Here is a 13,364-nt window from a genome sequence, read left to right on the forward strand (position 1 = left end):
AGTGAGCATGAGCATGGTGAGATGGGACAAGCCCCGATTGCTCCCCCTGCTACAGGCAGCCGTACATCGGCCGAGGCCTTGAATCGCTGGCGGCTCATCCTTGGGGAGGCTGCCGAGGAAGGCTTAAGCGAAGCCGAAGGCTATTCGCCTGAACATTTTTCATATACAGAAATGGATGAGCTGCTTGGCTTTTTGTACGATCGCGAATATGGCGAGGAGCAGGGCTACAGAAGATCAGCAGGGCGGGGAGCCTCAGAGCTTACCGTTCCCAAGTGGCTGCATAAAGTGCGGGAGCTGTTTCCGAAGCAGACGGTGGAAATATTGGAGAAGCAGGCGCTGGACCGTTATGGGCTGACCGAGCTTCTGACGGATAAGAAGCTGCTTCAATCGCTTGAGCCTAACATGAATCTGCTCAAGAACATCCTGCAATTCAAAGGTCGGATGAAGGGCGATGTGTTAAGAAGCGCGAAGGAAATTGTTCGTGCAGTAGTGGAGGATTTGCGGCAGAAGCTCGAATCACAGGCGAAAGCGAGCATACTCGGCAAACGCAGCCGCTACACCAGCAGCTCTGTGAAGTCGCTGCGCAATTTAAATTTTAAGAAAACCATTTCTCGAAATTTAAAAAACTATGATCGCACAAAAGGCAGATTTGTGATCGACCGTCTTTACTTTGACGGCAATGTGCAGCCGCATAACAAATGGAACATTATTATTGGCGTGGATGAGAGCGGGAGCATGCTGGACTCGGTCATTTACAGCGCGGTGATGGCGAGCATTTTTTACAAGCTGAATGCGCTGCGCACGCACTTGTTTATTTTTGATACCCAGGTTGTTGATTTGACGAGCAGGCTGGAGGACCCCGTGGATCTGCTCATGAACGTTCAGCTAGGCGGCGGTACGCATATTGCCAAAGCTCTGCGCTATGGCGAGACGCTGATTGAAAACCCTGGCAAAACGATTTACATTTTGGTCAGCGATCTGGAGGAAGGCTACCCGATTCAACATATGTATAAGGCTTGCAAAGATATTTTGGACGCAGGCTGCAAGCTGCTGGTGCTGACCGCACTCGATTTTAACGGGGACTCTGTTTATAACAAACATGCGGCGCAGACGCTCACCAATATGGGGGCTCATGTTGCGGCGATTACACCAAATGAGCTAGCCGACTGGATCGGCGATATTATAACTTAATTTTTGGGAGGACTCGGAAAATGATAACGGAAAACCGTGAAGTTGAAGCCTTGGTTGAAAAGTTTGGAGAAGCACTCTCTCAGGAGTATTCGAAGAATACGGACCGCAGCGCAATCATTATCGATTATGTAATGGGCAGAACAGAGCAATTCCCGGATTTGCTGCCTGATTCCATGCAATATGCCTACCGTTCGATGGATCTATTTGAGAAGCTTGCGAAGAAGGATGACAGCGATGTGTTTTTTCGTGCGGGTGCACTCATGCTGCGAATGGGACTCAATGCTAGCCGAAGCTATTATTGGCAGGGATACAGCCTCGCGATCTGCTTGGGCGACGGGCATTATGCTTTAGGGCTGGCAGGAAAAAGCAAAGCGGGAAGCCAGCGCTTGCAATCACTGCTGCCACGAATGGAGAAAATACATAAATTTGCCGGAGATAAGGCGATTATGGATGAGCTGAAAAGCAGGGTTAGCAAATGCAATTTTGGCAAAAAGGATGCTGGAGATACAGGCGTTATTATTAATACGCTGCTGCTTCTAAAGTTGTATTCCCTGCTTGATCATACCTCGACCCATCAATTTAACAGCCAAAGACTCGCGAGCGAGTTTCCGGAAATATTGCAAGCGGTATTGGCCGAAAATACGGAGCAGCTTCGCGAGCTGCTGAATGCTGCGGTGAAGCCGATCATCGCGTACCCGTTCAAAGCAAAGGAAAATTATTCTGTTAGGGAGCTGAACGCGGATTTTATAACGAGCCAACGCGAAAAAACGATTGCGGCACATTATCCTGATCTCCAAGCACAGGAGACCGGAGAAGTTTCCCGCATCGAATTTAATCGGACATTGACCCAGATTCATAGCGCTTTGTTATATGTCATTAACGTTAAAGGCGGCAAGCAGCTGTTTCTGGACGAGCCGGGGGATGTAGGCTTAGCGCTGCTTGATGCAGTCAGAACGCTGCATGAAGTATATCCGCTTGAGGTCCGCCAGCATTTGCTTGCCCTCGACAGACGCGCCAAAAAGCCGGACGAGCTGCTGGAGGGCATCGTTCCTTTCCAGGAGCCTTATGAGTTAATTGAACGGCTAAGCGGAGAGCTGAATAGCTATATGGTGCCGTGGAGCGCGCTGCAAAGCTATGTGCTTAGTGTGCCGGATCAAGCTTTGCGTGCTTATGAAATTTTACGTTCGGCGTATTACAAAGCTTATTTGCATAAGGTGCTCACAGATGCCGGGATTGCATTGTCAGATGAAGCCGGCACGCTTACGCAAGCGGTATTCGCTGTATTAAGGGGACAATCGGAGGGAGGACGTCATGGTCTGTTTCTCGCCCGTTATTTGGAAGGGGAAACTTCCTTCGAGGATTACTGGAAGGATGAAACGAATCGCTCGTTGTTTGACCCAAGGAACCGGGACAGCAAACGCAAAAGCCTGCTTGTAGCTGTAAGCTTCTTGCCTCCCGATTCGCCTTATATAAGGCGGCTGGCCATTTTGATTACACGACCGGAATGCGATGCACTGACTCTCGTGTCGGAAATGTACCATTCCTATTCGTTTAGCGGACAAAAGCTGCTGGAGCTTTATGGTGAAGATCCTGAGGTGAGCCGTGAGCGTCTGCTTTCGGGCTTGCTGATGCTTAATGGCATGAGAGATTATTACTACCGTTCGATGCCGCAAAGCGAATATCGATCCATTATTAGAAATAATTTAACGGATTCATTGAAGCAATATAAGAATTTACCTACGGATTCTCGGCTGACGGTGCTTGAAATTGCCTTTGAGGATCGCGATGCTTTGACCCTTGAACAGCTGACGGAAGCAATCCGTGCGGGGCTGCTGGATTCATCGAAAAAGGCAAGCGGAGCTGCGCTGGCTGAATTCAGCCGAGTGCCTGACGAAACATTATATTTAACCCTTTATCGCACCGAGAAAAAAGCAGCGATTAAAGAGCTGGTACTAAACTCCCTGCGCAGCGTAACAGGCAGCAAGGCGGCATACCAGCAATTGCTGGAAACGGAAAAATCGGAGGACTGGCGCACGCTTATTCAAATTTTGCTGGATACGGCTGATTTAAGCCCAGTTCATGCGCACGCAGCGCTTGCAGATCAAGCGGATGCCAAAAAAACGGCCCGCCTCAGCTGGCTGTCCGTAAATGATTTGCCAGCCTTGCTGGATTTGGAGGGGCAGCAAATAGATGACCGAATCAAGTCGTATTTGATGCTTCAATCGATGGATCATACGACGGCTCCGAATGAGCGCTTGAACGAGCTGCGTTCTTATGTAAACAGCGATTCGCTTTCAAATTTCGCAGCGGAGCTCATTCAGCTGTGGATTCAAAGCGAAGCGCCTGCGAAGGAAAAATGGGTGCTGTATGTAGGCGCATTGTTCGGTGATCGCAGGCTGATACAAATTTTAGCTCCGCAAATTAAGGAATGGACGGAAAATAGCCGCGGCGCAATGGCGGCGGAAGCGGTCAAGGCTTTATCTTATTTAAGCGAGCCTGCCGCATTAATGGCCATTGACAAAATCAAGCGAACCGTCAAAAACCGCCAGGTAAAGGGCGCGGCTGAGGAGGCGCTGCAGCTGGCAGCGGAAAATCAAGGACTTACGCCAGAGCAGCTCGAAGACCGCCTGGTCACGTCGCTTGGCTTTGATGATAAGGGTGCTCAGCAATTCAGCTATGGCGAGCGCACCTTCCAGGTGAAGGTGAACCGGAGTCTGGAGGTTATCGTCATCAATGAAGAAACAGGCAAACCGCTCAAAAGCTTGCCTGCGCCGGGGCAAAAGGATGATGCGGAGCTGGCTGCGAAAGCGAAGGCTGATTTCAATTTGCTCAAAAAAGATTTGAAAACGATGGTCGGTATCCAAGCGCAGCGACTGGAAGAATCGTTGTCTAAACAGCGGCTATGGTCCGCCGAAGAATGGACGGCGCTGTTCGTGGGCAATATCGTCATGCAGAAGTTTGCTGTGGGCCTCATCTGGGGCGTGTATGAACAAGGCAGTCTTACAGACACGTTCCGTTATATGGAGGATGGCACCTTTAATACGGTAGATGAAGATGAATACGAGCTTGCTGATGGAGCCAAGGTCGGCTTGGTTCATCCGCTTGAGCTGGATCAGGAAGCGCTTGAGGGCTGGAAATCACAGCTGGACGATTATGAAATCAAGCAGCCATTTGAGCAGTTGAATCGACAAATCCATCTCGTGGAAGAAGAAAGTCTGCAAAGCACAGTATATGAGGATTTGCCGAGATCAGAGCTTTCGCCTACAGCGTTCCCTAAGGCGCTTGAGAAATATGGCTGGTACAAAGGGTCAGCCCAGGATGGCGGCTGGTATAGCGAGCTGTATAAGGACTATGGTGATTGGCTTGCCGAGCTGCGCTTTAGCGGGACTAGCATCACCTATTACGAAGGCTTGGAGGACATTACGCTGGAGCTGCTGCAATTCCATGCGAATGAAAAAGGCCAATACAGCTATTACAGTGATATTCCAGCTCTAGCTTTGGGCAAAATTCCAGGTCGTGTATTCAGTGAGACGATCTATGATATTTTGCGGGCATCAGGGCGCTAGCATGTCAGCTGCCGCATTTGAGACGAGCTTTGGGCAGTTTGCCAAGCTATGCACCGAGGATTATTTGGTTCGGCATTCGAATAAGGGCTTATATAATCGGGCGTTAAAGGATATCGGCAAAGGCACTGATGTCAAATATGCTTGGGGAGCATCATCCGTCAGCTGTGAGTTGAATGATGGAACGATCTGCATATTGGAAAATACGCTGACAAATTGGAAATGTACGTGTCCATCAGAAAGCTTATGCAAGCATGTGCTAATTGCCATTTTGTTTTACGCACAGCAGCTGCCATCATCATCTTCTTCGTCTTCTTCTGCACACGAGGAAGGAGAGTTAGAAGGCAGCAAGCAACAGCCAGACGGCACTGAGGAACGCTTTAATTGGCTGCTGGCTGCCGAGCTTTCACCGCTGATCAAGCCGTTTAATGTATCCCTTGTGGAAGAAGTGCTGTTTCGGCTGCGCTACCCGGAAGAGCTGGAAGTGACACAAAATGCGCTTCTTACGGTCTGTCTCAAGCTCCAAGGTGCTGAGGTTTCGTTCACTGAGGAAGCAAACCCGGCTAAGGCGCTTTGCAAAATAAAGGAGAGGGCCGGAGAGCTGTTAAAGCTGGAAGCCCTCATGCGTTACCGAGCTTCAAAGGGACTGGATGATCTGGAAGCGCTGCGCGGCAAAGTGTATAAGGTCGCTTTTTCGCCCGATACCGTAAGGGAATGCAAAGAGCTGCTTACTGCGATGCTGCGGACGGGACTTGCCCGTCTACCCCAGTCGTATATGGCACAACTGGAAACGCTCGCTGTCACAGCACGCAGTGGCCAACTGCCGGACGTGGAGCGCGGCTTGCGCGGCATTCAGGGCGAGCTCGAGCTGTTTTTCAACCGGCATGTCCGATTTTCGATGATAGAGCTGCTGGATCGCGTCACCAAGCTGTATCTTGCTCTGGAGCTGCTCGAACGGGAGACGCTTCCTGCTGCTCAGAAGGAGCAGCTTATCGGGACTTTTCGCAGCAAATATTATGAGCTGCCGAAGCTGCGCCTATACGGTCTTGGCGCCGAGCCGTGGGAGACACGTTCAGGCTTTAGGGGCATCACTTATTATATGTACGGGCTCGATGATGGGCAGATGTACACCTATAGTGACGCGCGCGCTGTGTATTATGAAGGCAATGATTTTTCATTTGCCAAGCATTATGCCAGCTATTCGCCTTGGCTTGCGAGCTTGACGATGCGCCAGTTTGCAGGAGAAGAGCTGGTGTTCGAGCACATTAAAGTGAACGAGGAGCGCAGATTATCCTCAGGCGAAGGGGCTAACCTTACTCTCGTTGCCCGTCGATCCATTAACGAGCTTAATGTGGGGCGGCTCGCCTCGGATTTGCCCGCTTTACGGCGTGTTGGAGCGGGGGAACCAGCATTATTTTCAGACGCAAAGGAACGGCTTGTTTTAATTAAGCTGGCGCGGATCATAGGGAATCGGTTCGATAAAAGCTCGCAGAGCCTCTTACTCGAAGTAGAGGATGAAACAGGCGAACAGTTGGAACTGATCCTTCCTTATCAAGCGGACTGGGAAAAGACCGTCAAACGTCTGGAAGCCGGATACGGCGCTGCGTCGCTTGAACAGTTTTATGCATTTGTGCGAATAGAGGGCGGCCAGGCTTATCCGATCAGCTTTTTGCACAATACGAAGTTGATTAGCTTAAAGCTGGATATGTAGGGCCAATAAGCAGGTGGAAAAAGGAGCAGTGGAATGGCTTTGGAGCAGGTTTACGATGGATTGCAGCGGCTGCGCAGCTGGTTTGAGGAGCTGCTGCTTCGTGGGACCGCGCAGCTTGCCTTGAAGGATATCGAATGGCTGGAGCGGGAGGCGGAGGAAGCTGCCCGATTGCAGATGGACTTTCTGACTACGCTGCTGAAGCAAGTGGCCAGCGAAGGGCGCAAAATGGTGCTGGGAGGCGGCGAGGAGCAGCAATTGCTCCTTCATAGCTCCCGTCTTTATCAATATGTTCAGCTTGCTGAACAGAAGTAACAAGCCTCCTTGCTTTAGGGAGGATATCAGCATGCGAGCTGGAGCCACTTCCAGCATGCAAAGAGAAGGAACCGGACACTGTGGCGCTGCGCAGGTCGGTTCCTTCTCTTTTTTTCTAGGAATATGGATGAATGATAGCTTATTCTGCAAGCGGGATGAGGATGGTGAATTCCGGGTTCGGTGCATAAGGGTCACGGCTCATTGGATAAAATTCCAAATGCGTCAAGCCATCCGAAAGTGGCCTATGTCCGTTTTGTCTGATCCAGTTATATACGTATTCGTAGGAAGCCTCTATGTTTTCGTTCGCCTGATGATCGTATGTGGCATAGGTCAGACTGGGAATAGAGAGACTGTACATGCCTTCGGGCACACAGCCTACTGCTTCTGCCTGAACCGCCGCATAATGAGTAAAGCCTGTGCTTGTCGTGTGAAAAGAAAGCCCGAGCAGCTTATTGCGCTCCCGCACATGGTTGATTTCCGTCACACGCTGCTGGAATTGCTTCTGAATTTCCTTAATTCCGCCTGCTGCTGCTTCGGCAAAGGTGCCTTCCCATTGTAGTCCTACGACGTGAAAAGCTTCCCGCTCTGTAAGGACTACCTCCTTCAAAACGTTCATTCTAATCCCTCCTGTGCTGGACTATTTTCCATTCGAGCGTAAACGGCTGTCGCCACCCTTTGGCGGCAAAGCTTCCGTTTCGCGTAGAAATATAGAGAAAGTATGAACAAATCACATACTTTCCTATATTTCAATCAATATCCGTACGTGAAACGCTTACACTTCCTAAACCGCCGCCCATTCACTGCCGTCTTGTTACCTTGTTCAGCCGTTTAGAGCCTGCTTTACTATTTCTCTATAAACGGGATATTTCCTTTTGCATTTATGGGAAAATTTAATAGGTTTTGTGTCGTCCAAATGGCAGCTGATAATGCTAGAATCGCTGCCGTGCAAGGGATGGTCAGCGGGAAAGTCAATCTATCTGCCTTGAAACAGGTCTAAACCGAGAGAAGCATGGCGAGAATAAATGCTAGAGAAGATTTTAGTTTTAAAAATAAAAGCATTTATAAGTTACACACTTATAAATGGCTTATATTTCACCCGCGAAACGGTAGCTTAGCCGCCAGAGGAGGGCATCAGCCGTTTACGCTTGAGAGGAAGGCAGGTTGTCTAATGATGATTCATTCAAAATACCAATCTACCGCTCGGCAAGAGGAGACGGATGTATGGCAGGAGCTGCCGCAGATGCTTATTCATCGCATGCTCCAGCGTGTGGAAGGCGTTCTGCTAGGCAAGCGGGAGCTGGTAAAGCAAACGTTCACCGCGCTGCTGGCGGGTGGGCATGTGCTGCTGGAGGATAAGCCGGGAGTCGGCAAAACCGTGCTTGCAGAAGCGTGCGCCCGCGTCATTGGCGGGGAGTTCAAGCGCATTCAGTTTACGTCGGACATGCTGCCGTCGGATGTGCTGGGCGGAGCGGTGTGGGATGCGGCTCGAGGCGAGCTAAAGTATGTAACAGGCCCGATTATGGGCAATGTCGTGCTGGCGGATGAAATCAACCGCGCCTCCGCCCGCACCCAGTCCGCATTGCTTGAAGCGATGGAGGAGCGGCGTATTACGGTGGATGGGGAGACGAGGCCGCTCCCGTCGCCGTTTATGCTGATTGCTACGCAAAATCCGCTGCGTTTTGAAGGGACGAGCAGGCTGCCGGAAGCGCAGCTGGACCGTTTTATGATGCGGCTGTCCATTGGATATCCCGAGCCGCAGTTTGAGAAGCAGTTGCTGGAGCAGTATGCCGATGGGCAGCGGCAGGAGCCTCATAAAATCAGGCCAGTGGTCATGCCGGAGGAATGGCTGCGGATGCAGCGGGAAGTACGGCTGGCTCATGTGCATCCTGGCCTGATTGAATATATGGTTCAAGTGGCAGACGCTTCGCGGAAAATGCCGGAGCTGTCGCTGGCGATGAGCCCGCGTGCCGGCAGGGATTGGCTGCGAGCGGCACAGGCCTTTGCATATTTGGAAGGCAGAGGTTATGTGCTGCCGGATGATTTGCTGGCGACAGGCGAAGCCGTGCTTGCACATCGGCTGGAGGTATATCCGGGGGCACCTCTTCGGATGACAGCAGCACAGCTCGTAGAGCAGCTGCTGCGCACTACACCGCTTCCTGCAGCCGTGCTGCCGCAAGCGGCGGGAGGGCGGCGCTAATGGAGGTTTCCAGTGCGGATAACGAGGCAGTGAAACTAGGGCAAGCGGATGCTGGAGAAGGGCAAGCGAAAGCGGCGGGTACTGAGCGTGAGGCAGATACGGAACATGAGTTGGGACAGCAGAGGCTAAGCCGGATAAGGTGGGGGGTCTGGCTGCTCCTGCTATCGGGATGGTGCGCTGCTCTTGCTGCTGTCATTCAGCGGGGAATGGCGGTGGAGTGGTTTATGTTCGCAGTGCTTGGCTGCATCATGCTGCTAAGTGCCGGATTGCCTTGGCTTGCTATGCGAGGCATGGAGGTGCGCCGCCAGCTTGACGAAGGCACAATTCGCGATGGGGGAGAGGTTGAGGTGCAGCTGATGCTGGGCCGCGCTTTCCCTATTCCGTTCATTTGGCTGGCGCTTGAAGATACGATGGTCAATGGGAGTACGGCAAAGCAGGAGCGAGTTTCTTATCGCTATGCGGCACAGCTTCATTTCGCAACGAGACTCGCGCTTAGCTATCGGGCGCAGCTTATTCGGCGCGGGGAACATAGCTTTGAGGCGGTTACCGTTACGGTAAGCGATTATTTAGGATTAACGGCTGTTAGCCGAACCTTTGCTTGCCGCAGCGGGCTGCTTGCGGTTCCCGCATTGCCGGAGGCTGTAGCAGCTCCGGGTGCGGCGGCGTTTCGGGGAAGCGGCTTAGCGACTATCATTAGGCTGCATCCGGGCAAGATGGATGCTCAGGAGGCGGGATCAGGGCGTGAGCCGTCTGAAGGCCAGCATTCCGGCAGACAGGGAGGAATTGGTCCTGAGATGCGGCCGTACCGGGATGGGGATTCGCTGCGCCATGTCAATTGGAAGGCCGCCGCGCGCGGGCGGGGGCTGCACACGAAGGAGCATGGCACAGCGCTTCATCGCCCATTGGTGCTTTTGGCCATTGATAACACGGTGAGCGCTTATGATGGTGACGAAAGGTTTTTTGATGCCTGCGCCGGGTGGGCTGCCGGCGTGCTGGAACAGGATTATTTAGCGGGAAATCGGGTGCAGCTCATTGCTGGCCAGGCGGTTCTAGACGATGGTGCCACCGATGCGTGTGTGAAGACGGAATCCATACAGCCTTCGTTGTCAGCACAGCAAGCTGGCGGCTCAGGAAAGCTTTTGGGAGCGGAAGCGAATGAGCAGCAGTCTAGCGAAGCGGGAAGCTCGGCTAACACGGAGGGAAATGTATGGATGGAACCGGGTGCATACGAGGACAACAGCGCAGCCGCAAGTATGCAAGAGCTGCTGGAACAGCTCGCACGGCTGAAGCTGGTACAGCATGGCCGATTTGTTGCAAGGGTAATTGGCGAGCTTGACCAGATGCCTAGAGGAGGCATATTGCGCTGTTTTACCGCCGATTGGCGCAATAGCGCAAGCTGGGGGCAGCTGGCCTCGCGGGCGGCGGAGCAGGGCTGCCAAGTGCTGCTGTATATGCTGATCAAGCAAAGCACGCCTTCTTTTGCGATGCGCGAGCAGCAGAAATGGCTGGAGAGCTTCGGTGTCCGCACATATTGGCTGACGTATCCGGAGCGGATGAATGAACAGCCGCAATTAACGAAGGGAAGGATTCGTTATGGCGATATTTAATGCGCAAGGGGAGCCGGCATTCGGCTACCGCCTATGGACGAGCTTGCTGCTGCTTGGCTTGCTTGCCGAGTGGATGCTTCCATGGTCGGAGGCTGGCAGCCGTTATTATATTGATGTGGCTCAGCCTCTAATTGTATTTGTAGGCTGTATTGCTATAGCGGGCTTACTGCGAGCACCTTGGTATATCATGCTTGTCGTTTATTCCGCCATCGGCATTACAGGCTTGATGCGTCTTTACAGAGGCCCAGATGTGGGACCGCTGGAATGGGCAGCTGGTTTTGCCAGCCGCTTTGCCGAGGAAGCTGGCGGGCTGTTCAGCATAGGAGCAGTAGCGTGGGGGATGTCAACAGAGCTGCAGGCGCTGCTTCTGTTTACCGGCTTTGCGCTGCTTGTGCCTGCGCTGCAGGCTTTAATTTGGCTGCGCCAGCTGGGGCTGGCTTTGGCCGGCATAACGGCAGGGTATTTGATTTTACTGCATGCATGGCTTGGCATGGATGTGCTGAATGCGCTGCTGCGTGTGACGGCGGAAGGCCTGCTGCTTGGGGCGATTGTCATGTTTGCACGCATGAGAACGCTGCAGGGAGAAGAAAGCAAGGAGGAAGCGCAGACGGCTTCTTATCGCTGGTCGGCTTCTACTTTCATCGTTGTGGGGCTGTGCCTGGGCGCCGGACTTCTATTCTCTGGAGGAAAATCCGCCGCAAATAGCCCCGCAGCTTGGACAAAGCCGCTAACTGCAAGTCTGGAGCAGTATGTGCTTGGTTTGGAGCACGGCAATCCGAAGGCTGCGCTGGCCTCGGCTGGCGCGAGCGGAAGCTACGCTTCCACAGGCTATGGATTTGATGACAGCACATTAGGCGCTCCCCTAAAGCAGGATGAACGGCTTGTTTTTACGGGTCTGTCTCCTGTTCGCACGTATTGGCGCGGGGAGACGAAAGCTTTTTATACCGGTAAAGGCTGGCAGGAAACGGAGCAGCGTACGACGCTGCTGCCCATTACAAATGGCGGGGAACGGATTGCGTCCGCTAGTGGAGAGGGAAGTGTGGAGGTAGAGGCGGTAGAAGCTCTTGCAGAGGTAGAATCGGAGACAGGTACAGAGATAGTGAAAGAGACAGAGAAAGAAACAAATACAGATACAGAGACTGGCCAAGAGACTGGCAAAGAGAGGGAAATAAAAAGTCAAGGGACAGGTGCGGAGACAACCGTCAGCCCGGATCGAATCGTCGTTCAGACGGTGCTGCTTGAACAGGCGGAGCGCGGCTTCCCTCTTTTTATGGGCGGAACCTCCGGTACTTTGCTGGATTTAACCTCTTCGCAGCCAAGAAGCAAGCTGAACACTTATTTGAAAAATGAAGCGACGGGCACGCTGTACGCTCCTTCGGATAAGGTACTTATAGACCAGTACACTGTCCAGACGCTGCTTCCCGTGATGGATGAAGCTGCCTTGCGCAGTGGCGGTATTCAAGCGGGAGAGAAGGAAGCGCTGGCCGAATATTTGCAGCTGCCGGAATCGCTGCCGAGCCGTGTTGCTGCACTGGCAGCAGAGGTATCGGGAGGCGGAGTAACAAGCCGCTATGAGCAGGTGAAGGCGGTTGAAGCTTATTTGCGAAGCAGCTACACTTATTCTGCTGAAAATAGTGCGGTTCCTGAGGCAGGAGCAGATTTCGTGGACGATTTTTTGTTTAAGCAGCATGAAGGGTATTGCGTGCATTTCTCCAGTGCAATGGTCATTATGCTTCGTACACAAGGCATTCCGGCTAGATGGGTGAAAGGCTTTGCGCCCGGAGCCGTGTCCGCGGAGCAGCCGGATGCACGAAATGATGCGGCACATGCAGGCGTGAAGCTGACCGCTTATGAAGTAAAGGGCAAGGACGCCCATGCCTGGGTGGAGGTGTACTTCCCAGGCGCTGGGTGGGTGCCCTTTGATCCGACGCCGGGGTATGGCGGCGAAGGGACAGCCGCGGGAGCAGCGCTCGCGGGCTTGGCCGGCACAGCCGGCAGTGCGGCGGCAGGCGGCGAAGGGGCCGCCGGTGCGTTTGCCAGCGCCGCTGCGCGCCCGATGGGGCAGCGCGCGCAAGCGCTGGCTGTGGCGGCGGCTGAGCAGGCCGCCACAGCTCTCGCGCAAGGGGCGGATGCCCTTGCGCGTGCGGCGCTTGGCGCCGCCGAGGCAGCGGCGGGGGCGACGCCCGCCGCTAAAGGCGCCGCAGGCGCGGCTGCGCTGGCGCTGGCAGCCGTGCTCTGCGCTGCGGCGCAGCACAGGCGGCTGCGCCTGTGGCTGGCGCTGCGCCGCTACAGCGCCGCCTCCCGCGGCGGGACGCCGGCCCGGGGCAGCGGCGGCGTCCAAAAGCAGTTTGCCGCAGTATCGGCGGCAATCTGGCCACAGCTGGACCGCTGCGTAGCCAAAAGGCAGCCGCAGCAAACAGCAAGGCAATACGCAGCAGCGCAAGCCGCTCTGCTGCCAGCCTCCCAGGCCGAAGCCTTGCAGCGCTTCGTCACATGGGATGACGCCGCCCGCTATGAGCAGCGGCGTGCCTGGCAAGCGCCGCTGCCGGAGGAGCTGTCGGCAGCGGCCGCCCTATTATGTGTCCGCAGGCACTCCGCGCGGCGCACATAATCATCCAGGGGCAAGCTAAGCTTCACCAGCTTGCTCCGCATCCCAAAGAAGCAAGCAGTCCACTAACCATGCGGCTGCTTGCTTCTTTTTTTCCTATCCAATCCTGCCAGTCCCCACCAATCCCATGCATCCCGCGCGCTCCTTAAGCTCAAACGACGCACAGACAAAAAAG

Annotated in this window: 8 protein-coding genes; 7 read left to right on the forward strand and 1 reads right to left on the reverse strand. The window is 53.7% G+C overall.

Annotated elements, in window-relative coordinates:
- The first annotated feature begins 21 nt into the window (after nt 1–21).
- From AC50Y5_RS04920 to AC50Y5_RS04935, 4 genes are read left to right on the forward strand one after another with little or no spacing between them, the layout of a single operon-like run.
- Nucleotides 22–1,191: a VWA domain-containing protein gene (locus AC50Y5_RS04920; protein WP_494859695.1), complete on the forward strand. Its 1,170-nt coding sequence runs from the start codon at nt 22–24 to the stop codon at nt 1,189–1,191.
- Between the two features lie 20 nt (nt 1,192–1,211).
- Nucleotides 1,212–4,757 (forward strand): DUF4132 domain-containing protein, encoded by a 3,546-nt coding sequence (locus AC50Y5_RS04925; RefSeq protein ID WP_494858862.1) that lies wholly within the window; start codon nt 1,212–1,214, stop codon nt 4,755–4,757.
- A gap of 1 nt (nt 4,758) precedes the next feature.
- On the forward strand, nt 4,759–6,465 hold the full coding sequence (locus AC50Y5_RS04930; protein ID WP_494858863.1) for a hypothetical protein: 1,707 nt from the start codon (nt 4,759–4,761) through the stop codon (nt 6,463–6,465).
- Between the two features lie 33 nt (nt 6,466–6,498).
- Complete coding sequence (locus AC50Y5_RS04935) at nt 6,499–6,777, forward strand: hypothetical protein (protein WP_494858864.1); 279 nt, start codon at nt 6,499–6,501, stop codon at nt 6,775–6,777.
- A 139-nt stretch (nt 6,778–6,916) separates the two neighbouring features.
- On the opposite strand, the gene AC50Y5_RS04940 is transcribed toward AC50Y5_RS04935, so the two are convergent.
- Nucleotides 6,917–7,393 carry a GyrI-like domain-containing protein gene (locus AC50Y5_RS04940; RefSeq protein ID WP_056030812.1) on the reverse strand — a complete coding sequence of 159 codons (477 nt, stop codon included), beginning with the start codon at nt 7,391–7,393 and terminating at the stop codon, nt 6,917–6,919.
- A 552-nt stretch (nt 7,394–7,945) separates the two neighbouring features.
- Here AC50Y5_RS04940 and AC50Y5_RS04945 point away from each other — a divergent pair.
- The 3 genes from AC50Y5_RS04945 to AC50Y5_RS04955 are packed head-to-tail and all read left to right on the forward strand — an operon-like array spanning nt 7,946 to nt 13,192.
- On the forward strand, nt 7,946–8,974 hold the full coding sequence (locus AC50Y5_RS04945; protein WP_494858872.1) for an AAA family ATPase: 1,029 nt from the start codon (nt 7,946–7,948) through the stop codon (nt 8,972–8,974).
- Nucleotides 8,974–10,581 (forward strand): DUF58 domain-containing protein, encoded by a 1,608-nt coding sequence (locus AC50Y5_RS04950; RefSeq protein WP_494858874.1) that lies wholly within the window; start codon nt 8,974–8,976, stop codon nt 10,579–10,581. The genes AC50Y5_RS04945 and AC50Y5_RS04950 overlap by 1 nt, the downstream gene beginning before the upstream one ends.
- Complete coding sequence (locus AC50Y5_RS04955; RefSeq protein ID WP_494858878.1) at nt 10,568–13,192, forward strand: transglutaminase-like domain-containing protein; 2,625 nt, start codon at nt 10,568–10,570, stop codon at nt 13,190–13,192. Before AC50Y5_RS04950 ends, AC50Y5_RS04955 begins: the two co-directional genes overlap by 14 nt.
- The last annotated feature ends 172 nt before the right edge of the window (nt 13,193–13,364 follow it).

This window comes from Paenibacillus sp. JT22N7 (assembly GCF_059383875.1).